The sequence below is a fragment of the Algoriphagus yeomjeoni genome (assembly GCF_003259505.1).
GTDB lineage: Bacteria > Bacteroidota > Bacteroidia > Cytophagales > Cyclobacteriaceae > Algoriphagus > Algoriphagus yeomjeoni.
The window spans coordinates 64,787-90,707 of the sequence record NZ_QLLK01000012.1 but is presented as its reverse complement, the minus strand read 5'-3'; the positions used below and the strand labels follow the sequence as shown (position 1 = coordinate 90,707).

The 25,921-nt window shown below is 41.3% G+C and carries 21 protein-coding genes; 15 read left to right on the top strand and 6 right to left on the bottom strand.

The features are described 5' to 3' along the window. The first annotated feature begins 79 nt into the window (after positions 1–79). Complete coding sequence (locus tag LV83_RS17710) at positions 80–1,174, top strand: alkaline phosphatase family protein (protein ID WP_111612898.1); 1,095 nt, start codon at positions 80–82, stop codon at positions 1,172–1,174. Positions 1,175–1,266: 92 nt separating this feature from the next. Here LV83_RS17710 and LV83_RS17705 read toward each other — a convergent pair whose 3' ends face one another. Beyond that, a complete protein-coding gene (locus LV83_RS17705) occupies positions 1,267–2,802 on the bottom strand; it encodes a sulfatase-like hydrolase/transferase (protein ID WP_111612897.1) in 1,536 nt (511 codons plus the stop codon). Between the two features lie 269 nt (positions 2,803–3,071). Between LV83_RS17705 and LV83_RS17700 the strand changes: the two genes are divergently transcribed. From LV83_RS17700 to LV83_RS17675, 6 genes are all read left to right on the top strand, one after another. After that, positions 3,072–3,917, top strand: a complete 846-nt coding sequence (locus tag LV83_RS17700; protein ID WP_111612896.1) for a metallophosphoesterase — start codon at positions 3,072–3,074, stop codon at positions 3,915–3,917. 168 nt (positions 3,918–4,085) lie between these two features. Continuing rightward, positions 4,086–4,871 (top strand): DUF3050 domain-containing protein, encoded by a 786-nt coding sequence (locus LV83_RS17695; RefSeq protein ID WP_111612895.1) that lies wholly within the window; start codon positions 4,086–4,088, stop codon positions 4,869–4,871. A gap of 98 nt (positions 4,872–4,969) precedes the next feature. After that, positions 4,970–5,419: a GNAT family N-acetyltransferase gene (locus LV83_RS17690; protein WP_111612894.1), complete on the top strand. Its 450-nt coding sequence runs from the start codon at positions 4,970–4,972 to the stop codon at positions 5,417–5,419. Positions 5,420–5,511: 92 nt separating this feature from the next. Further along, positions 5,512–6,486 carry an MBL fold metallo-hydrolase gene (locus tag LV83_RS17685; RefSeq protein ID WP_111612893.1) on the top strand — a complete coding sequence of 325 codons (975 nt, stop codon included), beginning with the start codon at positions 5,512–5,514 and terminating at the stop codon, positions 6,484–6,486. Positions 6,487–6,522: 36 nt separating this feature from the next. After that, entirely contained in the window at positions 6,523–6,939 is a 417-nt protein-coding gene (locus LV83_RS17680; protein WP_111612892.1) for a DUF1801 domain-containing protein, read from the top strand. Positions 6,940–7,065: 126 nt separating this feature from the next. Next, positions 7,066–7,644 carry a YdeI/OmpD-associated family protein gene (locus LV83_RS17675; RefSeq protein ID WP_111612891.1) on the top strand — a complete coding sequence of 193 codons (579 nt, stop codon included), beginning with the start codon at positions 7,066–7,068 and terminating at the stop codon, positions 7,642–7,644. A gap of 13 nt (positions 7,645–7,657) precedes the next feature. Here the strand turns inward: LV83_RS17675 and LV83_RS17670 are convergent, their stop codons facing one another. Both LV83_RS17670 and LV83_RS17665 read right to left on the bottom strand, forming a co-directional pair. Continuing rightward, positions 7,658–8,362, bottom strand: coding sequence for an SGNH/GDSL hydrolase family protein (locus LV83_RS17670; RefSeq protein WP_111612890.1), 705 nt, complete (start codon positions 8,360–8,362; stop codon positions 7,658–7,660). A gap of 21 nt (positions 8,363–8,383) precedes the next feature. Next, the gene (locus tag LV83_RS17665; RefSeq protein ID WP_111612889.1) at positions 8,384–9,214 is read right to left on the bottom strand and encodes a sialate O-acetylesterase; all 831 of its coding nucleotides are present in this window, start codon (positions 9,212–9,214) and stop codon (positions 8,384–8,386) included. 481 nt (positions 9,215–9,695) lie between these two features. Here LV83_RS17665 and LV83_RS17660 point away from each other — a divergent pair, with 481 nt between their 5' ends. After that, positions 9,696–11,087: a sulfatase family protein gene (locus tag LV83_RS17660; RefSeq protein WP_111612888.1), complete on the top strand. Its 1,392-nt coding sequence runs from the start codon at positions 9,696–9,698 to the stop codon at positions 11,085–11,087. A gap of 185 nt (positions 11,088–11,272) precedes the next feature. Here the strand turns inward: LV83_RS17660 and LV83_RS17655 are convergent, their stop codons facing one another. Continuing rightward, positions 11,273–11,608, bottom strand: a complete 336-nt coding sequence (locus tag LV83_RS17655) for a HopJ type III effector protein (RefSeq protein ID WP_111612887.1) — start codon at positions 11,606–11,608, stop codon at positions 11,273–11,275. A 195-nt stretch (positions 11,609–11,803) separates the two neighbouring features. After that, a complete protein-coding gene (locus LV83_RS17650; RefSeq protein ID WP_211320502.1) occupies positions 11,804–14,953 on the bottom strand; it encodes a PVC-type heme-binding CxxCH protein in 3,150 nt (1,049 codons plus the stop codon). Positions 14,954–15,538: 585 nt separating this feature from the next. On the opposite strand from LV83_RS17650, the gene LV83_RS17645 reads away from it, so the two are divergent. From LV83_RS17645 to LV83_RS17630, 4 genes are all read left to right on the top strand, one after another. Beyond that, entirely contained in the window at positions 15,539–18,232 is a 2,694-nt protein-coding gene (locus LV83_RS17645) for a c-type cytochrome (RefSeq protein ID WP_111612885.1), read from the top strand. A 116-nt stretch (positions 18,233–18,348) separates the two neighbouring features. Beyond that, complete coding sequence (locus LV83_RS17640) at positions 18,349–19,029, top strand: 3-keto-disaccharide hydrolase (RefSeq protein WP_245947090.1); 681 nt, start codon at positions 18,349–18,351, stop codon at positions 19,027–19,029. 542 nt (positions 19,030–19,571) lie between these two features. Further along, positions 19,572–19,907 carry a hypothetical protein gene (locus tag LV83_RS17635; protein ID WP_111612883.1) on the top strand — a complete coding sequence of 112 codons (336 nt, stop codon included), beginning with the start codon at positions 19,572–19,574 and terminating at the stop codon, positions 19,905–19,907. Between the two features lie 603 nt (positions 19,908–20,510). After that, positions 20,511–21,188, top strand: coding sequence for a hypothetical protein (locus tag LV83_RS17630; protein WP_111612882.1), 678 nt, complete (start codon positions 20,511–20,513; stop codon positions 21,186–21,188). A gap of 237 nt (positions 21,189–21,425) precedes the next feature. On the opposite strand, the gene LV83_RS17625 is transcribed toward LV83_RS17630, so the two are convergent. Beyond that, positions 21,426–21,980: an REP-associated tyrosine transposase gene (locus LV83_RS17625; protein ID WP_111612881.1), complete on the bottom strand. Its 555-nt coding sequence runs from the start codon at positions 21,978–21,980 to the stop codon at positions 21,426–21,428. Between the two features lie 334 nt (positions 21,981–22,314). On the opposite strand from LV83_RS17625, the gene LV83_RS17620 reads away from it, so the two are divergent. The 3 genes from LV83_RS17620 to LV83_RS17610 all read left to right on the top strand — a co-directional run bounded on the left by LV83_RS17620 (position 22,315) and on the right by LV83_RS17610 (position 25,828). Next, positions 22,315–23,373, top strand: coding sequence for an aldose 1-epimerase family protein (locus LV83_RS17620; protein ID WP_111612880.1), 1,059 nt, complete (start codon positions 22,315–22,317; stop codon positions 23,371–23,373). Positions 23,374–23,470: 97 nt separating this feature from the next. Further along, complete coding sequence (locus LV83_RS17615) at positions 23,471–24,679, top strand: cupin domain-containing protein (RefSeq protein WP_111612940.1); 1,209 nt, start codon at positions 23,471–23,473, stop codon at positions 24,677–24,679. Positions 24,680–24,811: 132 nt separating this feature from the next. Next, positions 24,812–25,828, top strand: coding sequence for a sugar phosphate isomerase/epimerase family protein (locus LV83_RS17610; protein ID WP_111612879.1), 1,017 nt, complete (start codon positions 24,812–24,814; stop codon positions 25,826–25,828). The last annotated feature ends 93 nt before the right edge of the window (positions 25,829–25,921 follow it).

The window sequence follows — 25,921 nt, the reverse complement described above, 5'->3', positions numbered from 1 at the left end:
AATCACCCTTGATCTGCATCCAATTACTTTTGGTAACTTGTCTTTTCACACATTAAGTCTCAATATTTCAATACTACTTATGTTTAAGAACTCGATTAGCTGGGTGGCTGTAGCACTCTTGTTTTTTCAAATAGCAACAGTAAATGCCCAAGATTACAAGACCGAAAACATCATTCTGATCACCTTGGATGGAATGAGATGGCAGGAAGTTTTTACCGGTGCAGATTCATTATTAGTTGATGATACTGGGATGATTGAATCTCCAGGCTCTTTATTGCCTGATTTTTGGGACGTAAATCCTATTAAGCGTAGGGAAATGCTATTTCCTTTTTTATGGAATACAATAGCCAATCATGGTCAAATCTATGGTAACCGAGCTTATGGGAATATGGTGAATAACAGTAATTCCATGTGGTTTTCTTATCCGGGATACAATGAGGTGCTGAGTGGTTTTGCCGATGATGAGCGTATCACAAGCAACAATAAAATCAATAACCCAAATGTGACTTTCCTTGAGTATCTCAACCAAAAACCTGAGTTCAAGGATAGAGTCTTGGCTTTTGGCTCATGGGATGTTTTTCCTTACATAATAAATGAAGAACGTAGCGGAGTACCCGTAAATGCAGGTTTTGATATTGCCGAAGGCGAAAATCTAAGCCCAGAAGAGTTACTCACCAACAAGATGCAATCTGAAATCCGTGGCCCTTGGGGTGAAGTCCGATTGGACGTTTTTACCCAGAATTATGCTATGGCTGCTTTGAAAAATAAGAAGCCAAGAGTACTATATATTTCCTATGGCGAGACAGACGACTGGGCGCATGAAAATCATTACGATCAGTACATTTGGTCGGCGAAGCAGACAGATGCATACATAAAGGAGATTTGGGATTTTGTGCAATCAGATCCTCAGTACAAAGACAAGACTACTTTGATCATCACAACAGATCACGGACGTGGCACAAGCAAAACTTCTTGGAGAGGGCACGGTTCCTCCATAGCAGATGCCGGACAAATCTGGATGGCGGCTATTGGTCCCGATACACCTGCTTTCGGTGAAATGAAATCCCAAGGGCAATGGGAGTCAGCAAGAATAGCCCGGACTATTTTTGAATTGCTGGGAATGGAATACCCTGATTCAAAAGCTGGAAAATTGATTGAAGTGATGGTGAAGTGAAGAAGGGGAAATGATAAATACATAGCTTGAGTTCTTAGCCCAGAGCATAATGCTTGGGCTATTTTTTTGATCACATCGTAAATTACCTGTTTTCAATTTGGTATTATCAGCTCCAATGACTTCCCGTCTTTCTCCGGATACTGTGCTTTTTTATCAGACATTTCTGATAACATAACTTCCATCATAATTTTCAGTTGGGCTGGATTACTTTCTGCTAGATTTTCCATTTCAAATGGATCGGTTTTTAGGTTAAAAAGCTCATAGCCAGGTTTCCCATCGATGGGATAGTGATATATGACTTTCCAATCAGATCTCACCAGGCTGGTAAAGTAATTTGAGCGGTGATTTCCATGAGGGAAATGATTTAAAAATAACTCCTCTCTACTTGTGTTTTCTTTGGAATTTAGCTGAGTGTGGAGTGAAGAACCATCTAAGGTGTGTTTTTCGGGAGTAGCAAAATCAACCAAACTAGCCAGCGTGGGGAATATGTCTAGGATAGTTCCAAGCTGTGTTTGAATAGCATTTTGGGCGATTGGTAAATTTAATTGGTTCGGTGAAGTTGAATCCGGACTTATCCAGGCAGCAATGAAAGGAACTCTCATCCCGCCTTCCCAGTGGTTCCCTTTTTTGCCTTTGAGCGGAGTAGAACTGCTGTAGTCATTTACAATAGGTAATGGCGCATCAGATCCATTGTCGCCCAAAAACAGGATCAGCGTATTTTCACCTATTCCAAGCTCTTTCACGTGCTGAATAATATCCCCCAACGACTTGTCAATTCCCTCGATCAACGTAGCATAAGCTTGAGCCTTTTCGGGCATACCAGAGTCCTTGTACTTTTCCGCAAATCTCGGATCCGAATAGAATGGTGCATGCACCGCATAATGAGCCATATTTAGAAAAAATGGCTTCCCTTCTTCCTTAGCCTGAGCTATTGCCGCATTGGCTTCCAGCGTCAATGCCTCCGTCAGGAATATGTCTTGCCCATGGTATTTCTCCAAACCTGGAACTGCTCTAGCTTTATTTCCACCAGTAAGTCCAAACGACTCCGTACCCAAATAGCTGCCTGGTTGCCCAATGGAACTTCCGGCTATATTGACATCAAAGCCAAGGTTCAGCGGGTTTTCTCCCTCGCTAGCAAATGGTCCAAAATGAGCTTTACCGACGTGAATAGTCTTATATCCTTTTTCCTGCAATAGCTTCGGAAGAGTCACTGAATTCTTGCTAAGTCCAGTCCAATTCCAATCATCAGGCCCAAATTCTGTTCTGTTGTTTTCCTCAGATCTGATCCAATTGGTGACCCCGTGACGCGCTGAATTTTGTCCGGTGAGAATGGATGTTCGGGATGGAGAGCAGACCGAGTGCGCATAAAAATTGGAAAAGCGAATGCCCTGACGCGCCAGCAGTTCCATATTCGGGGTGGAATAATAGTTATTGAGATCATAGCTTACCGGCTTACCCTCTTCATCTGTGAGAAATGGGACAGAAGTGTCCATAAGCCCCATGTCATCTACCAAAAACACAATGATATTCGGTGGAGAAATTGCTTCTTCTTTGCTGGTGCAGGCTATTGAGGAAATAGCTAAAAAAGCATAAAATGCTAGGTGTAAAGTCAATCTAAGTTTAGTCATTTCTTTGATGGGTCGGTTGACCAAAATACAAAATAAGTGATCATGTTAAACCGAGTTAGAATTCTAATTATATATCAGTGAGGGATATTAAAAGGACGAAACTTCATTCGTATGGTAGTTAGATCAGGGAATTTTTCAATGGCTAGTTTTCTTGAGATTGCTTTCAAATCCATTTTCAGACAAGTTGTTCAAAAGCAAAACTATCTCCTTTGGCTTTTTGATAGACTTTTACTTAGGTTTAGTTTTTAGAACTATACCCCACTCCATCAGTGAATAGAAGGAAGTTTATCAGGAATACCTTGATTGGTGCCAGCGCTCTGGGTGTAGGCACTGGACTTTATGCTTGGCAGGTGGAGCCGTTTTGGCTGGAGTTTGTGAAAAAGAAAATGCCAATCATAAACCTTCCAGATGAATTGAGTGGGAAAACACTGATGCAGATCAGCGATGTTCATATTGGAAACAGGTTTGACTATCAATACATCATTGATTCTTTTGCGAAAGCACAGCAACTAGACCCGGATTTTGTGGTGTACACGGGAGATTATGTGAGTTATGAAGATGAGCGTCAGTTCAGTCAATTAGCCGAAGTTTTACCGCATGCAGTCAAAGGAAAGTCGGGAACAGTGGGGATTCTTGGGAATCATGATTATGGTAAAAATTGGTCAGAGCAGGAAGTGGCAGATCAGATCTCTTCGCAACTCGATCAGGCTGGAATTCAGATGCTATCGAATGATAAAGTTGATTTGAATGGCTTAACGATAATTGGCCTGGATGATTACTGGGGTTTGAATTTCAATCCAAATCAAATAATGAATCGAGCTGATTTTGCCCAGCCTTCCGTGGTTTTATGTCACAATCCGGATGTATGTGATTTAGATATTTGGCGTCAGTATCAAGGTTGGATTTTGTCTGGTCATACACATGGAGGACAAGTAAAACCTCCGTTTTTGGATCCGCCTATTTTACCAGTAAAAAATCCTGTTTTTTCTTCTGGAGAAATAGATCTGAAAGATGGACGTACGCTGTATATCAACCGAGCGATTGGTCACTTATGGCAGGTCAGGTTAAATGTGAGGCCGGAGATTACTTTGTTTGAGCTAGAGAAAAAGGGGTGAGAGGATATTGGTTATTATTAATTAGTTTTTTAGCTGTTTTTTAACCAGGATGTAAAAAAATGCTTTAAGTGATAAACTCTTCCTAAAATTTTTCAGTTTTGCATCCGGGTAAATGAGTTGCTTCGTAAGGTTTATTGCCAATTCGAATTTCTCACCCAAAAAGAACGCATGACTAATACGAATAGAATTGCTCTGATAGAGCAGGAAATCTCTGGCTTGAGAAGCCAATTACAACATCACCCGCTTTATACTAACCTTCAGAATCTCGATGATATCCGGCTTTTTATGGAGAATCATGCCTTTGCAGTTTGGGATTTCATGTCCTTGCTGAAAGCACTTCAGATGAAGTTGACCACTGTGCAGATCCCTTGGACACCGAACCAAAATCCAGCCTTGGCGAGATTTATCAACGAGATCGTTCATGGTGAGGAAAGTGATATCAATGAATTGGGCGAGCCCAAAAGCCATTATGAAATGTATCTGGATGCCATGGGTCAGCTTGGTGCCAGCACTAATCGGATTGTCAGCTTTGTAGAATTTATTCAAGAGGGAAGGACGATTGCAGAAGCATTTGAAGATGTCCAAGTCGATGACTGTGTTGTCGACTTTGTGAAGTTTTCATTTGCTGTCATTGCCACGCAAAAACCTCATCTCATAGCTTCAGCCTTTACTTTTGGAAGAGAAGATGTGATTCCGGATATGTTTATTTCTATTCTGAAGCAAGCCGATGCAGAGAATATTCACTACAATAAACTTCGCTATTACCTAGAGCGGCACATTGAGTTGGATGGCGATGAGCATGGCCCTTTATCTTTAAAAATGATCTCAGAATTATGTGGTGAAGATGAACAGAAATGGGAGGAGACTTTGGAAGTGGCTAAACAAGCTCTTCAGCAAAGAATCTCGCTTTGGGATGGGATCGCTAGGCAAATAGGTAAAGCGGAATTGGTGTAGGTTTTTTTCTACCGAAAACTGCTTGGTATCATCTTGAAAAAAGTATAACTCAATAGCCAACACAGCCTTATTTGCAGTGAGACACACTTAAAAAGTTTATGACTTACCCAATCAGTAAAATAGCGCCGTCAGAATATCCAGAAATTGTAGCGCTGTGGGAGGCATCCGTACGTGCAACGCATGATTTTTTGAAGGAGGAGGATATTTTATTTTTCAAACCTCTGATCTTGAAAGAGTATTTGAAAGCAGTGGATTTGAACTGTGTCCGAGATGATGATGGAGTGATCTTAGGTTTTTCTGGTGTGGCTGAAGGAAATCTGGAGATGCTTTTTGTCCATCCGGATCATGCAGGAAAGGGAATTGGGAAAGCCTTATTGATCCATGCAATTAAGAGTCAGCTAGTCAGCAAAGTGGATGTGAACGAACAGAATCCGAAAGCAACTCAATTCTATCTGAAGAATGGGTTTGAAATCATCGGTCGCTCAGAATTGGATGGGACAGGCAAACCTTATCCAATTTTACATCTTGAGCTGCTCAGTAAGGGTTAAAATGTCAAGGCGTTTTTCATTCAGTCCATATCGGATTTGATGCTTATCTTGAGAGTCAGTTTTCTAAAAGTGTACAATAGATCCTATGACTCATGTCTAAGAGTTTTCCAACTTTTATTCTCTTTACCATTCTCACTTTCGCATGCCAATCCAAGTCTTCGTTTGAAAGTGCTATAGTAGAAAGCCCAGTAACATCTTCTGCAACCACTTCCATACTTGTGCTCGGAACCATCCAGGATGGAGGGTCTCCACATATTGGCTGCACAAAAGCTTGTTGTAAAGATCTTTTCGATAATCCAGACAAAGACAGACAAGTAGTTTCTCTTGGTTTATATGATGCTGCAACTGGTAAGAAATATCTTTTTGAAGCTACTCCAGACATCACTAGACAGGCCAAAGCATTGAAGAGTTTTGGGGTGGAATCTAACGATGAAATGCCGGATGGGATTTTTCTTACCCATGCCCATATCGGACATTATGCCGGATTGATGTTTCTGGGAAAGGAGGCGAGGGATGCCAAAAAAGTGCCTGTATTCGCCATGCCAAGAATGAAGCAATTCTTAGAGAATGATGGGCCTTGGAGTCAGTTGGTCAGTAATGAAAACATTGACCTGGTTCCCATAGAGGCTGAAAAGCCTATTAGTCTGTCCGGGCAATTGCAAGTGATTCCACTTCAAGTACCGCACAGGGATGAATTCTCCGAAACTGTGGGGTATAAAATCATTGGGCCAAATAAGAGTGCCTTATTTATCCCTGATATTGATAAATGGGAAAAGTGGGAGAAGGATATAGTGGAAGAGATCAAGAAAGTGGAATATGCATTTGTAGATGCAACATTTTTTAGCGGTAAGGAACTCGATAACCGGGATATGTCTGAGATTCCTCATCCATTTATTTTGGAGAGTATGGAGAAGTTTGCTGGCTTAGCTGCTGAAGAAAAGTCTAAGGTCATTTTTGTCCACTTCAATCATACGAACCCTGTGATTGATCCGACTAGCGAAGAGACTAAACAAGTGTTGGAAAAGGGCTTTCGAATAGCTAGAATAAGAGATTTGTATGAATTATAGCGTAAGCTAGATTTCGAGAAATAAAATAATTGGACCATGGAATTAAAATCAAATCCAGAAGTTGAAACAGTTTTTTTACAGTATCCAGACTCAGTTCGGAATAAGATGTTAAACCTTCGCCGGTTGGTATTGGAGGTTGCTGATGAGATTGGGTTGCCAAGTTTAGAGGAAACGCTTAAATGGGGTGAGCCTAGTTTTTTGGCCAAAAAAGGAAGTACGATCCGTATGGACTGGAAAGCAAAAAGCCCCGATCAATATGCGATGTATTTCAAATGCACGAGTAAGCTGGTACCGAGTTTCCGTCTGGCATACGATGAGATTTTTGAATATGAAGGCAATCGGGCGATTGTGTTTAAATTGAATGAGGAAATCCCAGAAACTGAACTGAAAAACTGCATCAAAGCTGCACTGACTTATCATCAGGTGAAGCAACTCCCGATGTTAGGATTGTAGATAGAAGGGCTACTAGTCTGTTAAAGGCTTCAATCTTTTAACCCAGGAAACATAATTTTAACTACTCAATAGTGCACTCAGCGTAAAGCTCTGCGCTCACTGCGGTAAAAAAGAACCATCAAAACAATGAATCCAAAAGTTGACTTTTTTTTCGATAAAGCTTCAAAATGGCAAGAAGAATACAAGCAATTGAGAGCCCTGGTTCTTGATTGTGGACTCACGGAGGAATTGAAATGGGGAGTCCCATGCTATACCTATCAGGGAAGTAATGTGGTGCTGATTCATGGGTTCAAGGAATATTGCGCACTTCTATTTCACAAAGGTGCTTTACTTAATGATTCTGAGGGGATATTGATTCAGCAAACTGAGAATGTGCAAAGCGCTCGTCAGATTCGATTTACCAATCCGCAAGAAATAGTGGAAATGGGGTCAAAGCTGAAATCTTATATTTTTGAAGCAATAGAAGTAGAAAAAGCGGGGTTGAAAGTGGAATTGAAAAAGACGAGGGAATATGATATTCCCGATGAGTTTCAAGTCAAACTTGATTCAGACCCAGATTTGCGAGAGGCATTTTATTCGCTGACTCCAGGAAGACAGCGAGGCTATTTGTTACATTTTTCTTCAGCAAAACAAGCCAAAACCCGAGCGGACAGAGTAGAAAAACTCATTCCTAAGATTCTCAAAGGAAAGGGATTAAACGATTAAGTTTTTGTCTCCATTAATCTGGAAATGCTAAAAAAGCTACCTGAAGCTCACCTATTTTTTTGTAACCATCTTCATTCATGTGAATAGGATCGGTGTAGTAAAGGTCCTTGTTATGAATATTGTATCCCCCTAGCGTAAACTGATCCAAATACGGGATGCCGTGCAGTTGACAGATTTTCTTCTGCATTTTCACATGCTCCACCATTCCATTTTCGACAAATGGGTCATAAGCTCCTCTATCATTGAATGCCTTGCTCGACGTGAAAAAGTAGATTTGTGCTTTTGGGTTGATCTCATAAATTTTTTTGATGCAATAATTGATGCCACCAGCTTGCGTTACCAACTTCTCTTTATCAAAATCATCGAATTCCGAGTAGTCAGTGTAGCTGCCTACTTCTCGATTATTAGTGTAATCGTTAGTGGAAGCCCAAAGAATATAAATGTCAAAAACCCCAGCTTCATCCACTTGCTCCTGCAAAGATTTCCCCTGAAGAGAAGAGAAGCCAGCACCCCCGACACCATAATTGGTCACGGTCATTCCCAGCTTTTCTTTCCACATGTTTTTAGCTATATCACTCTCTGGTATGACAGAAACCGAACCTCCAAAAACCGCGACAGATTTCCCGTAATTGTGGGATGCTTTTAGGTCCTGCTGCGCAAAAATGCTTGTTGACAATAAAATGAAGACGATACTTAAGTAGTATTTTGAGTAATTCATAGGTTGGGTTGACAGTTGTTTTTATTTGAAAATGGTAGTACAGTTTGTTTGCAGTTTTAGCATTTCGCTGGCATATCGTACTCCAAGTGCGCGGTAAGAGTCGGCATCGAAATGCGTATCATCTCCCTTGTGGTTCAGCCCTTCTGCCGTGACTAAGCCAATGCAGTCATTTGAATTGGTTATTTGACGAATTACTCCATTCATATCTTCTGCATATTTTGCTTTGGGATAGAAGAAATAGCCAATTTCACCCATCACTACAGGCACTGATGATAGACCTAGGTCTGATTTGAGAGCATTCAACATCGCATCAAACTTTTTAGTGTATTCATTAACTGCTTGCTCAGAATTGGAATCTGATTCTCCCTGATGCCAAATTATTCCTTTCAAAGTACCAGTTTCCATCGCTTTGTTTGCCCTTCGGATCATGTCATCATAGGGATAGGTATTGGTTTGTTGATATAGAGAATCAGCAAACCAAGCGTTAATCGGAGTTCCACCGACTGCTGTGGGAATTAGGCCAACTTTGATATTGCTGTCTTCATTGGCCATGATTTTCCCAAAAGTCAGGCCTAGGCCTGTGCCTGCAGCAGGTTTGTCGAAGTGGATAGGGTCTTTTGCCAAAACCCAATTCTCAGCCTTATCGAGCATAAATACGCGAGGATGGGTTAGGGTATCGATTGCTTCCACTTTTCCGCGTCCTGCCATATTGGATTGACCCATCAGGAGATAGAGGTGGAAGTTTTCTTTAGTAAAGTTGTTTGTGGAGGAGTCAGAGGTTAAGTTTTTTCCGCTGGAGCAACTAAGAACTAGTAATCCAAGAAGTAGGAGAGCGAGGTTATTTGGTTTCATTTTTCAGGCTTTGGGCAAGTTAAAATAGTAAATGTTAATCGGTCTGAATAGGACTAAGTGTTATTATAGTCGTTTTAGCTCGATTGAGACAATGTGCCCTGCCTATGGCACTTTGATGATTTATAGTTATAGTAAGTTGACTGGACTGAAGTCCAGCATACCAATATATATCAAGCTTACTGACTTTGGATGAACTAGGTATTGTTTGAGGATTAGCAGAGAGAATGTTTATTGAGTTAGTTTTTATACCTAAGTGCTTTTCCTTGGATTAAAGGATGACACTTGAGTAAAAGCCATAGCCTCGATAAATTTTGTAACGACGGACTTTAGTCCGGAGACAACTAAAAATTAAACAAGCAAGAGAGCCTTAGGCTTGGAGCGTTTTGCCAGTCTTTTTTTATTGAGATCTAACGAGTTTTTACAAGCGGAATAGGATTCTACAGGACACTTCATCCCCATTATTATTTCTATTTTAGAACGTATGAAAAATAATAGCCCCTTTCCCAATCTTCTTTTTTACGTGTTGTTTTTGGTGAGTTTCAACTCTTTTGCGCAGCAGGAAAGACCCAATATCATCTTTATCCTCACCGATGATCAGCGTTGGGATGCCTTAGGTTTTTCCGGAAATGACTTGATCCAAACTCCAGAAATGGACCGGCTGGCAGCGGAAGGAATCTATTTCAAAAATGCCTTTGTCACAACTCCGATTTGCGCAGCAAGTAGAGCAAGCGTGTTGACAGGGCTATACGAAAGGACGCACGGATATACTTTCGGGCAAGAGCTGCAGGAAGGATATGCCCAAAATTCTTATCCTGCTCAATTAAAAAAGCTGGGTTATGAGACAGGGTTTTTTGGAAAATTTGGAGTGAACTACCCTGGGTTTTCTACCCTGTTTGATGTTGGAGATTCTTACGATAGGGACGTGAAATACCCGGATCGCAGAGGGTATTTCTACAAAACCATCAATGGTGATTCTGTGCATCTAACAAAATACACCTCCTACCAAGCGCAGGAATTCATCAAGAATCAATCTGCAGATAAGCCGTTTATGCTTTCGCTGAGTTTCTCTGCGCCGCATGCCCACGACCCTGCAGCCGATCAATACTTCTGGTCTTCTGATGTCGCTGATTTGTATGAGAATGTGAAGTTTCCAAAGCCACTTTTGGCCAAGGATAAGTACTTTGATGAGCAGCCAGAATATGTGAAAACTGGGGAGAATAGGACACGCTGGTATTGGAGATATGATACGCCGGAAAAATACCAACAAAGTATGAAGGGCTACTACCGAATGATCTCAGAAGTAGATCTGGAAATCGGTAAAATCCGGAAGACGCTGGCGGAAAAAGGGATGGATAACAATACGGTGATCATCTTCATGGGAGATAATGGCTACTTCCAAGGTGAGCGGCAGCTCGCTGGAAAATGGCTGATGTATGATAATTCCCTTCGCGTGCCGATGATTATTTATGACCCAAGAAACCCAGGCCATAGAGAGATCACGGACTTTGCGCTGAATATAGATATAGCGCCAACAGTACTTGAGTTTGCAAATGGTGTTTTGCCAGAACAATACCAGGGAATAAGCCTCGCTGACTATGTAGTTGGGGAAAATCCAGCCATCGAACGAAATGAATTCGTCGCTGAGCATCTCTGGAAAGTCAAGATCATCGCCGCTAGCGAAGGTGTCAGAACCAAGGAGTGGAAATATTTCAGGTACCAAGATGATTTGGGCCATGAAGAATTATATAATCTTAAGAAGGACCCCTTGGAGAAAAACAATCTAGCTGGAAAGAAAGGCTATGAAAATAAGCTTATTGAAATGCGGGAAATTTTTAATAATACTGTGAAATGGCTGGAAGCGGGGGAAGATTAAGTAGTCAGTCGAAGCCGCAGTGAGCAGTCGCAGTGATCAGTCGCAGTGATCAGTCGCAGTATGCTGAATACTGAATACTGAGACTGAATACTGAATACTGAATACTGAGACTGAATACTGAATACTGAGACTGAATACTGAATACTGAGACTGAATACTGAATACTGAAATCTGACCACTGAGCCCTACTTTTCCGCCAAAGCCTCCCCTTCAAACCTGATTCCTTCCCATCCTGTTTTCATAAAGTTTCGGATGTTTTGGTGATCCGTACCTTCTGGATTTCCTAAAACGTCTGATCGATAATAATCTCCAAAAAGAGCCAGTGTCTGTTCATGAGTTAATTTTTCAAGCTTCGCAAGGGAAAAAATCTTGCAACTTCCACTATTTTGGCCAGCTTCATTTACAGTGTCGCCATTCGTGAAGCGGGTAGGAGTGAAGTTGAAATTGGCGTCTATATGGGCCATCACGTCTGTGAAAGCGATAGTCTTTGGGGCGAGGGAAATTTGTTCTAAAAGCGTCATGGGTGCAATGATAGTGAAATAAGTGATCAGTCGCAGCGATCAGTCGCAGTGATCAGTCGCAGTGAACAGTCGCAGTGAACAGTCGCAGTGAGCAGTCGCAGTATGCTGGATACTGAGACTGAATACTGAATACTGAATACTGAATACTGAATACTGAGACTGAATACTGATCACTGCAAAACTGCCCACTGAAAACTACTTCTCCATAGGATGCACTTTCAGCAAATCCGCAGGCTGGTAGAAACCTTCATGGTCTTTGATTTCCTCTCTTACTTTCTTCACCAAATCAGGAGAAATAGCCGAAGCCTGATTGCCGAAGGAGTTTCTTACGAAAGTGAGTACTGCTGCTACCTCTGAGTCATTCAACATTCCTTCGAATGGTGTCATTGGTACTTGACCCGGATAGTCTTTCCCAAGTACTGTAATTGGTCCCATTACACCTTTCAATACTATTTTGATCAAACGCTCTTCGTTGCCAGTTACCCAAGGAGTGCCGGCAAGTGGAGGGAAACCTGAAGCAGAAAGCCCTTGGCCATCCGGCTGATGGCAGGTACTGCAGTATCCTTCTCTGGCATATATTTCTTTTCCCAGAACAAATAGTTCTCGATCTGAACCCGTCAAAGAGGACTTGATATCCTCTTCTTTTTTCTCTTTCACAGACAATCCGGAAATATGGGCAACTGCCGCTTCATAAGCTGGTGTGATCCATTCTTCCATTTCGGTATCTTCTCCAGCGGAAAGTACTTCGAGACCTGCCTCTCGTGGCATCCAAGATGCTGCTACAATTGCTTCTAGACGTACACGTCCATTTTCATCTTTGATCGCCTCGGTCATCAGTTCTTTTTGATTGGTAACCTGATGACCCGTGTAGCGTAGCACTCTCACTGCCGCGGCTCTGGCTCTATAGTCATCTGCTTGTAGCAATTGCTCCAAGAGATCGGTATTTACTTTGTTGATTCCCCAACTAACCCAAAGTGCTTCAAGGGCATGATGTTCATAGCGAGGATCGTTTTTGTCCAGTTTTTCTACCCAATCAGCGACTGCATCATAGACCTCCTGCTGATCTCTTCCGCGCAGTTCCCGGCGAGTTCTGTAGCGGGTTCTGTATTCAGGAAGTTTGAGATTTTCCAATAATTCCGGAATACTTGCCCCGTCGATTTTGGCAGGAGTGACTAATGGTCTGGAAGGGTAGGTGATTCTATAGATTCTACCATGCTGGTGATCTCTGAGAGGATCACGGGCATTGTGCTGCATGTGACCGATCAGGATATTGTGCCAATCGACTACATATAGTGAGCCGTCAGGAGCGATTTCCATATCCACCGGACGGAAGTTTCTATCTGTAGATGAAAGCAAATCCTGTCTCCACTTGGTAGAAAAACCGATTTCCTCATCGATCATCTGATGTTGTTTAGTCCCAAGGAAACCAATGGTGTTATTTATTATCATGTCACCCTGAACATCATCTGGGAAATGTCTGCTGGAAATAAATTCCAATCCTGAAGTAGGGCGAACCATCTGATCCTTCTGAATCAGGTTTCTTCCTTTATTGTTTGCGTTACCATAGCGGGGGAGTAAGGAAGCTGGCATCATGTAATTCACATTTGGACCAGAGGTCTCTGCATAGAAGTTTTGTCCCCATTCGTCAAAGGCAATTCCCCAAGGATTAGGAATGCTTACTTGAGCTACCCGCTCCAGCTTATGTCTGCTAGGTGTATATCTGTAGAAACCACCATTTGTCGCTCGGACTGGACCATAGGAAGTTTCCACATTGGTATGAAGGAAAACGCCCTCTGCCATGTAAATCGCTCCCGACTCATCGGTAGTGAATGCCGAAATCGCATGGTGGGTATCGTGATCGTCAAATCCACTGAGTAGAATTTCTTTTCGGTCCGCCTTATCGTCGTTATTGTCGTCGTATAGAATCACCAGATTATTTCCCTGAGATACATAAACCCCTTCTGCCGCTAGCTCAAATCCAACAGGGATATGAAGGTCATCAGCAAACACTGTTTCTTTGTCCGCTTTCCCGTCATTGTCTGTGTCTTCATAGATCAACAATTTATCTGCTGGACGTGAATCTCCCGGCTTATAATGAGGATAGCTTGGCATGGTTGCTACCCAAAGCCGGCCTTTGTTGTCAAAGGAAAGCTGCACTGGGTTAGCAAGATTTGGCCATTCTTCTTCGGATGCGAAAAGTTCGATTTTGTAGCCAGGCGCCACGGTTAGCTTGGAAAGTGCTTCCTCTCCATACAGGTATTCCAGATTTCCATTCCTCTCCGGATTGTAATTCGTTTCTACTTCAGGCAATTTTTTAGTCTTTGCATCTGCAGCAGCCAAGTCTTTTCTTTCCCCCTGATTTGCCATCCAAATCGCCGTGTCGCGTATGGCTGTCATTTGGCGGATTTTTTCCAGTTCAAACGGGTAATTATCCGGACCAAAAGGATCGTATCTTCTTCCGAATACATGGACTCCATTGGGGATTTTATAGTCATTTCTCCAAAACCAGTTTTTCTCCTGAACAGCTTCATGCACCAATTCACGGTTAGCTTCATTTTTGATTGGTGTTTCACCAAAAATCTCATCTGCTAGAAGCACAGCTAATTTTTTATAGCCTGCCTCATTTAGTTGCGAACCGTCAATTGTAAGGTCTTCTTCAGATTCCAGATACCATTGTTTGCTTGGGTTGAAGGCATCTACAAACATTACTTCATTTTTCTCTGCGATTTCCTGCATTGCTACAGTGTAGAGATTCAGGTTTTCGTTTTCAGTTTTGCCGTCTGGGACGTCGATTTTTTCGGAGAGATCCTCAAAAGCTATAGGTGACACGATGACCAACTTGGGAGAAAGCGTATCGTGATATTTCTGACGCAGGGTGTGCTTGATAAATGCGTCCAATTCAGCCTTGTAGTTTTCTACTCCATCTACACCTTGAAATGATTCATTGTATCCAAAAAAGGAAATGATTATATCTGCCTGCAGTCTGGTCAACCACTCATCAGGTTTTTCCAAATGACCTATGCTGCCCGAAGGCGTAGCATATTCTGTTTGAAAGGCTTCAGCCCCGGGGAAAGCCCAAGGATCATTGGTTCCTGATCTTGGTCTAAAGCCTGGCGTGTCTCCCGGGTCAGCAAGGTTTCTGATATAGAGATTTTTCTCAGGATGTCGGAGGTGCATTTCCGTCTCGAAATTTCCATAGTCCATCATTCTAGACGCTAAGTTGTTTCCTATTAGGGCGATTCTTGCGTTTGGTTTTAATTCAATTGTTTCTTTCTGGGTGCATTGAAAAGAAATCAGTCCTAGTAGTAACAGGACGAAGAGGTTTATGGGTTTCTGTCGAAGCATATTCTTTATATAAGCATTAGGGATTTAATAATAGGGATAAACCTGCGGATATTCAATCTTTATTAGGGCTTTTGCCTAGTAGGGAAAAATTGAGTTAGGAGTTTTTCATAAATGGTAAATCGTCACCAATAAAGCTCTGAAAATTTGTTTTATCTGTCCTGTTCTATCTGTGAAATGTCCTGCTTATTTCTATGCGAATTTTGCGAAAATAAGGGTAAGGCTTCAAAGGAATTGAGCTAACTAGCAATTAGACTAACTCAATAGAGGTATCTGGAGGTCTTTTGTCTTCTAGCCCAACATGCAGATAAGTTGGGTTACTGGTATCACAGGGTATGGTCCTTATTTTACACTAGGTGATCGCAGGATGGTGCAGGATAGAAAATGGCAGTGTTTGTCATAAACTCACCAGAAAATTTCTTTTAACCAAAGTTGAACCTATCTGGGAGTGAGCTATAGCTTGGGTTTGCTATTGGATTCTGAGATTAATTTTCCGATAGATTCATTTAATTTATGTATGGTTTTACAATAGAATAATTATTGTTCAACTTAAAACTCTAACTACTGATATCAATTAACACGTACCCTATGCGACTAAATTATTCAATAAGGAATTTATTTCTCTTATCAGTGCTGACTCTCTTTTCAGTATCCTGCGCGTCTGATAACGAAGAAGAATCCAAAACAAGACAGCTTACTGGAAACCCAAAATTAGATAAGCTAAACCTGCCCGATGGCTTTGTGGCGGAGCACCTCTTAAGTCCAGGAGAAATGGACGAGGGGTCATGGGTCGCGATGACTTTCGATGATAAGAATCGACTGATCACTGCAGATCAATATGGCTTTCTCTACAGGCTAGAAATCCCTGAAATAGGAAGTGACTCACTAACCCCGAAAGTAGAAAAACTTATCATCGGTAATGTCGCAGAGCCACAGGTAGGAATGGGCTATGCCCAAGGATTACTGTACGCGTTTAATAGCCTATATGTGATGGTTAATCACAATGGGAATGAGACTTTTGAAGAAAGTACTGGTTTATATAGAATTCAGGATTTGGATGGGGATGATCAATATGAGTCGGTGACTAAGATCAAAGGCTTCACTGGTCAGCCAGGTGAGCATGGACCTCATAGCATCAAGCTATCACCAGATGGCCAGTCTCTTTTTATAGTAGCTGGAAATCATACAGATGTGCCAGAAATGGATTCTTACAGACTTCCAAATGTATGGCAGGAAGACAATCTTTTCCCGGAAATCAAAGATCCAAGAGGACACGCAAACAGCAGAATGGCTCCAGGTGGATGGGTGGCAAATATTGACCCAGAAGGTAAAAATTGGGAGCTGATTTCAGCTGGATATAGAAATCCATTTGATATTGCCTTCAACGAAGTTGGAGATCTATTTACATACGATTCTGATATGGAGTGGGACTTTGGAATGCCTTGGTACCGTCCAACTAGAATCTGTCATGTGACCTCGGGAAGTGAATATGGCTGGAGAACAGGTAATCAAAAATGGTCTCCAAACTACCCTGATAATTTACCTGCGACACAGAATATCGGACAGGGATCTCCTACCAATGTGATGTTTGGTACAGGTGCTAAATTCCCTGCTAAATACAGAAACTCGCTGTTTGCATTTGATTGGAGTTTTGGAATAATCTATTCTATGACTTTGAGTCCGAAAGGAGGTACCTATGAAGCCAATGCAGAAGAATTTATTTCTGGTTCTCCTTTGCCACTGACAGATGGGGTTATTGGCCCTGACGGAGCCATGTACTTTATGACTGGCGGTAGGAGATTAGAATCAGATCTGTACAGAGTTTATTATGAAGGAGACATAGAAGGAGACGAAGATTCATTGACTATGGCCGATCTTCCTGCTGAAGCAAAAACCCGTCGTGAACTGGAAGCATTGCATGTAGATGGAGCCCCTGCTTCAGGACTTGAGCTGGCTTGGTCACACTTGAATAGCCCGGATAGATTTGTGCAGTACGCTGCCCGTATTGCAGTAGAACATCAGCCAGTTAGTACTTGGAAAGCAAAAGCATTGGCAGAAACTGATCCTGCAAAATTAACCATGGCAATGATTGCCTTGGCTAGACATTCGGACAAAGGAGCTGGAGAACCAATGATCCGAGCTTTGATGGGGATTGATTATAAGAGTTTGAATGAAACAGGAAAACAGAATTTACTTAGAGCTTTTGAGTTGATTTTGGCTAGACAAGGTGAGCCAACAGGTTCTTTGAAATCTGATTTAGTGGCATATTTGGACAGTAATTTCCCAGCAAACAATAATAATCTTGACCGGGCATTAGCTGTACTTTTAGTGTATTTGGATGCTCCAAGTGCTGTGGAAAAGACGTTGGCTTTACTTGAAAATGCGAAGGATGATCCTGACTATCAGAAGACATTTACATCATCTTCCGATTTAATCATGAGAAACCCTCAGTACGGATTGGACATAGCAAATATGCTGGCAAATGTACCTCCAGCACAGCAGACATATCTTGCTACAGTTCTTGGTGGGGCTGAAGAGGGTTGGACACCAGAGCTTCATGAGAAATATTTTTCTTGGATTCAGGATGCGTTCAAATATAAAGGAGGCCGTAGCTATGTTGGCTTTATTGATAGAGCTAGAAAGATGGCATTGTCGCATGTAGCGAAAAGTGATTTCGATAAATACAATGAACTTTCTGGAGCTGCACTATTGACAGGAAATGGAAATGACCTGATCAATACGGATATTCAGCCAGAAGGGCCTGGCAGAAGATGGACCGTGGAGGAAGCAGAACCATTAATGGCAGATTTGAGCGGAAGAGATTTGGCTAGAGGAAAAGAAATGTTTGCGGCGTCTCAGTGTCTTTCTTGTCATACGATGGGGGGTCAAGGTGGAATCATTGGACCTGATTTATCCCAGTTAGGAACACGATTTTCTACAAAAGATATTTTGGAAGCTACGATCAACCCAAGTGATGAGATCTCTGAGCAATATGTAGCCAGTGTGATTGAGTTGAAAGATGGAAGCTCAGTGATGGGTAGAATAATCAACGAAGATGGCACCAGCTACTCAGTTTCTCAGAATCCATTCTCTCCAGATGTTTTGCGTAAAGTGGAGAAAAGTAATGTGGTACTTGTCAAAGATTCTAAAATATCCATCATGATGCCTGGCATGATCAATAGATTGAATGAGGAAGAGCTGAAGGATTTGATGGCCTATTTAGTTTCAGGCGGCAATCCAAATCATGAAGTGTATCAAACTAAAGCCCAAGCAGAAGAATGAAAAATCTATTAAAGTCTAAATGGTTACGAATTGAAGCGCTTGGATTTGGAGCAATGATGGTGATTGGATTGGTGAATTGCCAGCAGCCTTCGGAGAAAACTACTGCTGTCGAATCAATGATTAGTGCAGAAGCTGAGTTTGAGCCTATTTTCGATGGAAAAACACTAGCTGGCTGGGAAGGAGATCCTGTTTATTGGACTGTAGAAGATGGAGCAATTACTGGTACAATCACTCCAGAGACGCTATTGAAAGCCAATACCTTCCTGATTTGGCAAGGGGGACAGCCGGGAGATTTTGAGCTGAAGGCTGAGTTTAAAATCTCTGAAAGTGGGAATTCTGGAATTAACTATAGAAGTGAACTAGTAGAAGACGTTCCCTTTGCACTGAAAGGTTACCAAGCTGATATTGACGGTAAGAATAATTATACTGGTCAGAACTATGAAGAGCGTAAGAGGGCCACTCTTGCTTACCGAGGTCAAGAAACTAAAATTACTCCTCAGCCTGATGGTGTGGGAGTTCGTGAGTTTGTAGAGCGAAATGCCTGGAAAGGTCTTAATGTAGAAAAGGAAATCGGCGACCGAGCTGAGCTTGGTTCTTTGATCAAAGCAGGTGAATGGAACAGTATTCACATCGTAGCCAAAGGCAATGTGCTGAAGCATTATGTAAATGGCCAATTGATGTCAGAAGTTCATGATGAAGATCCTAAAAACAGATTGGCTTCAGGATACCTTGGTGTGCAGGTTCATGTAGGTCCGCCGATGACAGTTCAGTACAAGGATATTATGCTGAAGCAGTAATTAAGTTGTAAAAATGAATAGAAATTGGCCTTGGTTGAGAAACCTGAGCCATTTTTTTTTTTTTAATTCAAGTCTTAAGACTTGGACTATCTGTAGCTGATCCCTGTGAAGTTCCTGATGAAAATATCATAGGGCTGAGGGTGGATTGTGAGGAATATGTTTACGGTATTTTTGCAAAATTTGAAAGATTAATTCAAAAAATTAATTCTTGTGAAAGAGAGATAATACGGAATAACCTCGATCTTTTACTATCTATCAAGTTTCCAGGAATAGTATTCATGCTGATGAAACTTCAAATAGGTTATAGAGTATTTCTGAAGTAAAAGAAGCGCAGAATAATTGTGCTGATGCTTTTAGGCTTGCCTATTGGACTGCTTTAAATGTTATTTCAGTTCCGGGAAATTAGCTAAAGGAGTTGCGGACGCTCATGAATTCTGGGCGGCTGACGAAAAAGAAAAAGAATTGGATTTAACCTCTAGATTCTGGTAATAGATTGATGTCTAATTCTCAAAGAGTTGGTTGTGATTTAAACTGCAATTAATATGAAAAATATAATAAGTTTAATTGCCATTTTGTGCTGTATTGGGTGTTCTGGTTTAGAAGAATGCCAGTATGAAGTGCCTCAATTTGATTTGAATACTCCTTATGAAGAAGAAATTGACTTTGCGGGTTGCGGGGATAATATCCATTACTATAAATTGGATATTGAGGGAGAATTAAATGGGGAAATAGTCCTTCTAAATATCTATAAGTTTAAGGCCAAAGGAAGAATAGATACTCTGATTCGCGGCGATTATTATTCCAATAAATTTAATTTTAAATACAAACCAATAGGGCCAGTTGAAGGGGATTTGAAGTTTAAGATAACGTTGATTTAAGCTGAAATCTTTCTTCTTTAAAATTTTGAGAGGTTCAGGTCTTCGGACTTGGACCTTTTTTTCGTCAATTTGGGATCAAACCAGCTTTGGACTAGCTTAAGTTCTAAGCTACCTTTTAATTGATATGGGAAAAGCTCTGATATTAATGTCTAATTTGGATACGGTCAGTTGCTTGGATTTAGAGGAATGCAATCAGACGATTGGTGGTTTTGACCTGAATGAGAATAATGAGGAAAGATTAGACTTTTCGAATGATCAAATACCAGGTTAACCCCTACTGCAACTTAATTAATCGCACCTTCGAAAAGCATGACCTGAAAATGAAAAGTTATGTAGCTGTGCAAATGAAAACCCTAATCAACATCTATACATTATGGAAAAAAACATCCCAAATATCCAACTGAGCAATCATTGTATGCTTCCTCTCCGGTATCATAAAGGTAAAAAGTTTCTTAAACCTATAGTTTTTAAAGATAGTTACTTTAACCAAACTCCCCAGTCTTTCTGAACACCATCTTGAAAGCTTCGTTGAAAAGAATAGGCGTAAGCTGAGCTAGTAGTATCTCTTGTTGGGGATACTTTTTATTATCTAAACCACAAACCATGAATTACCATATCATCATTAATAAAGTACAAACAGTAGATGAATTACCTGGAAGTTGGAGCAATCAAGACTTGATTGAATTACTTGACCGTTTTGGTTTTCCTGATGCAGCTAATTCCTCTACTGCGGAGTTAAAGGAGTTGCTGAATATGGCAATCTCTGATTTTGAACCTGCTGAAGCAGCTGCGATTTTGCTCGATTATAGGCTGTCAGAAGAACTCAATGAAGGTCAGATTGATCAGATGTCTCACGATATGGTTTTGGATAAAATTTCTGAAGAATATCCGAAAATAGACTTGCATCATCAGTTATTCAATATCAACCAGCTTTTGCACAAAGCTTACAACGGTAAATTTCCAAGTGCCAAAGCGACAATTGCTGAATTTGAAATTAATAGCAAGGATGAAGGTGCTGAAGAAATCACCAAAGAGATTGTGTTGAAGGCGTTGCAGCACACGCTAAATGATAGCAACTTGATTAAACGTCTTTTTCCAGATCAATTGGAAGGCAAAGTCAATTTCGAAGAAGCGGATTCCATTATTTGGGTGTTGAGAAAAATAGAAGGTGAACAATATCAGCTAATCACTTCAGAATACTGGATTGCTCGAGATGAGTTTATGGAAGCTGAATTTGATGCGGAGGTACATCTATTCGAAGAGGAAGAGAGCGAGGATTGATTGGAAATTAGTTTTTCCTAACCCAAGTAACAGTAGCCGACTGTTTATGTTGAACTTTAGCTACAATGTTCTAAAGGCCCTTGTTTAAAAACTTGGGCCATTTTTTTAATCTTGCTTTAGTTCAAGTCTTCAGACTTGGACTTATTTTAATGCAGTCTCCTGACTGCAAAAGAACAGTCTGAAGGCTGCATTTGCATCAGGTCCAAGCCAGGGAGACTAGAAACAAGCTTTGCTGATTTATTCAATTAAAAGCACTTCAATTAACTTTTCTGGTAACCCCGCATAGTTGGATGCGCTGCTGTAAACATAATCCTCAGCAGAAAACACAATACCTGCAACTACTGGGTTTTGGTGGATATAGTTTAGGCAACGAGAAATTTTGTCATTTGAGTTAAGTTCAATTGGATGATTGTGTTGCTGCCAAATTTGAAAGGTCGAATTATTTGGGTTTCTAGCTCCGGCCTGCCTAAAGTGATGAAGTAAAAACTCTTTTCTACTTTCTTCAGGACTTCCTTGAATGGATTTCAGAATTTCGATTGCTGTAAACTTTTTGAAATCTCTAATAATTGCCTCAATAGTCTGTTCACCATTTCTGCCCATTATCAAATGAATATGGCTTGACATGATACAAAAGGCACATAAGTCTAGGCCCTTATTGTTTTGGCAGTATTTTAAAGAATCTATAAGAATGTCTCTGTAAGCTTTTCGTGTAAATAGATCGATCCATTCCACAATCGTAAAGGTCACAAAGTAAAGCTTGTCTTGGTCTTGGATTTTGTATTTTCTGCTCATTTAAAAAGTTTAGCTAGGCTAAGATTAAGGTACTTAAAACGGGAATGTTTTTTTATTAAGAAGATAGAATATTTAGCAGTCTGAAGACTTCAATATTTTTGGTCCAAGTCTGAAGACTTGAACCCAACCCAGCAGATTGCTTCGTTGTTCCTTCCTCAGGCCTCGCAGTGACGCAGATAATCCAACCAAAAGTCTCTCCATTTTTTTATTAATGGCTACATTCTCTCTTATAAGTTGCATAACTTATTCCCGTGCTTTCAAATCTGACCCATATAGGGCAGGACAGTGTCGGAAGGCCTTTTTAATAGATTACAGACTAGTCTAAAACCCACTAATGAACCTCTCAGATCCATCCAATTGGAAAGATAAATTGTCCAATTTTCGTCAGCTTGGCGGAATAGAAACTTCAATTCTAGATAACGGAGCAGGACGTGGAACTAGAATCGCATGGATCAATACTGGTTCAGGACTTCGATATAAAGTGGTGTTGGATCGGGGAATGGATATTCTGGATGCCTTTCACAATGAGCATAGCCTGTCATGGATCAGCAATGCAGGTCATGTATCTTCCCAACCTTTTTCCAATCAAGGAATAGATTGGTTGAGAACATTTGGCGGTGGACTGCTTACTACTTGCGGAATATCTTCCATGGGACCTCCGAACGAAGATGAAACTGGAAGCAGAGGCTTGCATGGAAACTACAGTAATACTCCAGCAGAATTGGTTTCCATCAAGCAACCAGATATTTATTCTGGAGATCTGAATTTTGAAATCGTCGGAATAATTCGCGAGACAACGACTTTTGGTCCAAGTCTGGAATTGAAAAGAACTATTTCCGGATCCTTAGGGAAGGCTGAAATCTCCATAAAGGATGAGGTTTTCAACCGAGGTAATTCCCCTGCTCCCCATATGGTTTTATATCATATCAATTGCGGTTGGCCTTTGATCAATGAAGGAACTCGGATAGTCTGGAATGGAGAAATCCAAAAAAGAGAATCAGACGATTCCATGTCTGATTTCAATAAGAAAAATAGGTTCACTAAATGCTCGGCTCCTTTGGAATCCCACTCGGCTTTTGGTGAAGATGTAGCTTTCATTGATCCAAAATCAGACAAAAACGACCAAGTCACTTGTGGCTATATGAACGATGCATTGGAATTGGGTTTAAGCATTTCTTTTTCCAAAAAGCAAATGCCATGGCTTATCAATTGGCAGCATTGGGGTAAGAATGAATACGTGACTGCACTCGAACCGGCAACAAATCCTCCAATCGGTCAAGCTGCTGCAAGGAAAGATGACACTTTGATTTTGCTTGAGCCTGGAGAAAGCAGGACTTATGAAATCAAGATGGAAGTGCTAAAGGGGGCTTCAGTAAAAGAATTTAAAATGTAAAATGGCAAAAATTTAAAATTGGGGCGGTATGAAGAATTTTCAAATTTTTCAATATTCCAATTTTTCAATCAATATCAAATCTCAAATTAATAAACCCATGAGTTTAGCAAAAAAAGCTCTCGAACAGGGAGAAGGAATACTAAGATTAACCCCAACTTGGGTGCCTCGGTCATTTTGTGTGCCAGGACGAAGGATCAAACTTCATCCCGATGATTATTACAGCCTCGGAGGTGAGCGTGGAGGAATTGACGAACGTTGGTTTTCTTCTACAACGCCGGCGGAAAATGGCCCGCTGACCAGCAAGAATGAAGGCCTAAGTCACATTGCTTTGGAAGATGGAGGAAAAACAGAGCTTTTCCTCTTGAAAGATGCGATTGACGAACTAGGGGCAGAGATCATTGGTAGTAGACTTTGGGATAAGTACAAGTCTTGGCCTATGTACTCTAAGTTTTTTGACAACATGGGGCCACTTCCGCACCATATTCACCCGAGTGATGAGTTTGGGAAATTGACTGGACAAAATGGTAAGCCTGAGGCCTATTATTTTCCTCCTCAAGTCAATAATCACGGCGGAGACTTTCCATATACTTTCTTTGGAATCGCTCCAGGAACATCTAAGGAAACCATTCTTGAGTGCCTAAAGAATTTCAACAAAGGCGATAATAAAATCACCAACTATTCTCAGGCCTTCAGACTTCAGCCAGGAACGGGTTGGAACGTTCCTCCGGGAATGCTTCATGCTCCTGGTAGCTTGTGTACTTACGAACCACAGAAAGCTTCAGATATTTTTGCGATGTATCAGTCATTGGTGAACGAAGCTATCATTCCAGATGATTTGCTTTGGAATGCTACACCAAAAGATCGCTGGGGAGACTATGAATTGCTGGTAGAGATGATTGATTGGGATTTGAATGTGAATCCGAACATCATGGATAACCATTACATGGAGCCAATTCCAGTGGAAGACAGAGCGGAAATGAACGCAAAAGGATACGATGACAAATGGATTTGCTACCGTTCTCATGACTACAGTGCCAAGGAATTAACTGTTTTCCCTGGGCAATCGGTAACGATCAAAGATGCAGCAGCATACGGGATGATCATGATGCAGGGCTTTGGGAAAATGAATGATTGGGACATTGAAACTCCTGCGCTTATCCGCTTTGGCCAATTGACACATGATGAGTATTTTGTCTCTGAAAAAGCTGCTCAAGCTGGTGTGAAAATTACCAACCACTCTAAGACTGACCCTATTGTCATGCTGAAGCATTTTGGTCCTGATAATCCGGATTTGGTTGTGAAATAGGATTGTCCACGGTCAACAGTCCATAGTCCACTGAGCCTCGGTGGACTGTGGTCAGTGGACCGTCGACATCTCTCAACTTGATCATGGTGACAAATACAATAAAAAATACCTTTAACATAATAACCACATACAATGAACAATTACCCAAAACTACACAATGCTACCTGGCCTGGAATCGTAGGCAAAGGAGCAGATTCTGAACCTGTAATTCCTTTCGATTCCCTTCTGGCAATGACAGCAGCAGCTGAAGTTGATGGGGTGAAATTTGATGGAGTAGATCTAGGTTTGCTAGAGCCACATTTCAAATTGGATAATTCGGATGAAACCAAGATCCTTGCAGAAAAGCTCCAAAAACATAATTTGGTTGCAGGCTCATTAGTTGCTCCGATTTGGGCGGGCTCTGCGATGGGAACGGCTGATCAGCGTAAGACTTTTGTTGACATGGTTCGCAATGCCTGTGAATTCGGGAAAAAACTTCGAGATCTTGGAGTGCGCCCTTATGGAGTAATAAGAATTGATTCTGCTGCTGGTGTAGAAGACTGGGCTAAGGATCCTGCTGGAAACACAAAAATCATTGCAGAAACATTTAGAGAGGCATGTGACGTGGCTGCAGGCTACGGCGAGAAACTTGCAACAGAAGGTGAAATCTGCTGGGGTGCGATGCACAGCTGGAAATACATGGTTGAGCTACTTGAGATGGTCGATCGTCCGAACATTGGTTTCCAGGCAGACATGTCGCATACTTTTCTTTATACCATGGGCTATAATGCTCCTGAGCATAGAATCCTGCCAAAGGATGCAGATCTGAATGACCGTGAGGCAGTAAAAGCTGCTTTGAAAACCGTAACTGATGCACTTAGACCGTGGACAATTGATTTTCATGTTGCTCAAAACGATGGTTCAGTATTCGGACAAGGCTCACATGACAAGACAGGAAGACATTGTCAAGCTACCGATCCAAATGGAGTTTTAGATATTGCTCATGATGCGGGTTATTGGCTACGTGATGATAAAGGTGAATTGACCAAAGCTTTCAAGCATATCTGCTGGGATGGCTGTATGTTCCCAAATTCTGTCATGGAAAGTCAACAAACCTGGAATGACATCCTTGCGGCATTGGTGAAAGTGAGAAATGCACACGGTTGGTAAAGCTGAAAGCTAAAATCAGAAATCAGAAATCAGAAATCTGAAAAATATGCGAACGAAGATGGGTGTGGCTGGGGAATTTTGAATCACTAATTC

What these genes read in the sequence shown, in the direction of transcription:
- LV83_RS17640 (WP_245947090.1), top strand. Translation starts at nt 18,349, where the DNA reads ATGATTAGTGCAGAAGCTGAGTTTGAGCCTATTTTCGATGGAAAAACA.
- LV83_RS17630 (WP_111612882.1), top strand. Translation starts at nt 20,511, where the DNA reads ATGAATTACCATATCATCATTAATAAAGTACAAACAGTAGATGAATTA.
- LV83_RS17615 (WP_111612940.1), top strand. Translation starts at nt 23,471, where the DNA reads ATGAGTTTAGCAAAAAAAGCTCTCGAACAGGGAGAAGGAATACTAAGA.
- LV83_RS17660 (WP_111612888.1), top strand. Translation starts at nt 9,696, where the DNA reads ATGAAAAATAATAGCCCCTTTCCCAATCTTCTTTTTTACGTGTTGTTT.
- LV83_RS17625 (WP_111612881.1), bottom strand. Translation starts at nt 21,980, where the DNA reads ATGAGCAGAAAATACAAAATCCAAGACCAAGACAAGCTTTACTTTGTG.
- LV83_RS17620 (WP_111612880.1), top strand. Translation starts at nt 22,315, where the DNA reads ATGAACCTCTCAGATCCATCCAATTGGAAAGATAAATTGTCCAATTTT.
- LV83_RS17690 (WP_111612894.1), top strand. Translation starts at nt 4,970, where the DNA reads ATGACTTACCCAATCAGTAAAATAGCGCCGTCAGAATATCCAGAAATT.
- LV83_RS17675 (WP_111612891.1), top strand. Translation starts at nt 7,066, where the DNA reads ATGAATCCAAAAGTTGACTTTTTTTTCGATAAAGCTTCAAAATGGCAA.
- LV83_RS17710 (WP_111612898.1), top strand. Translation starts at nt 80, where the DNA reads ATGTTTAAGAACTCGATTAGCTGGGTGGCTGTAGCACTCTTGTTTTTT.
- LV83_RS17670 (WP_111612890.1), bottom strand. Translation starts at nt 8,362, where the DNA reads ATGAATTACTCAAAATACTACTTAAGTATCGTCTTCATTTTATTGTCA.
- LV83_RS17650 (WP_211320502.1), bottom strand. Translation starts at nt 14,953, where the DNA reads ATGCTTCGACAGAAACCCATAAACCTCTTCGTCCTGTTACTACTAGGA.
- LV83_RS17695 (WP_111612895.1), top strand. Translation starts at nt 4,086, where the DNA reads ATGACTAATACGAATAGAATTGCTCTGATAGAGCAGGAAATCTCTGGC.
- LV83_RS17635 (WP_111612883.1), top strand. Translation starts at nt 19,572, where the DNA reads ATGAAAAATATAATAAGTTTAATTGCCATTTTGTGCTGTATTGGGTGT.
- LV83_RS17645 (WP_111612885.1), top strand. Translation starts at nt 15,539, where the DNA reads ATGCGACTAAATTATTCAATAAGGAATTTATTTCTCTTATCAGTGCTG.
- LV83_RS17610 (WP_111612879.1), top strand. Translation starts at nt 24,812, where the DNA reads ATGAACAATTACCCAAAACTACACAATGCTACCTGGCCTGGAATCGTA.
- LV83_RS17655 (WP_111612887.1), bottom strand. Translation starts at nt 11,608, where the DNA reads ATGACGCTTTTAGAACAAATTTCCCTCGCCCCAAAGACTATCGCTTTC.
- LV83_RS17685 (WP_111612893.1), top strand. Translation starts at nt 5,512, where the DNA reads ATGTCTAAGAGTTTTCCAACTTTTATTCTCTTTACCATTCTCACTTTC.
- LV83_RS17705 (WP_111612897.1), bottom strand. Translation starts at nt 2,802, where the DNA reads ATGACTAAACTTAGATTGACTTTACACCTAGCATTTTATGCTTTTTTA.
- LV83_RS17665 (WP_111612889.1), bottom strand. Translation starts at nt 9,214, where the DNA reads ATGAAACCAAATAACCTCGCTCTCCTACTTCTTGGATTACTAGTTCTT.
- LV83_RS17680 (WP_111612892.1), top strand. Translation starts at nt 6,523, where the DNA reads ATGGAATTAAAATCAAATCCAGAAGTTGAAACAGTTTTTTTACAGTAT.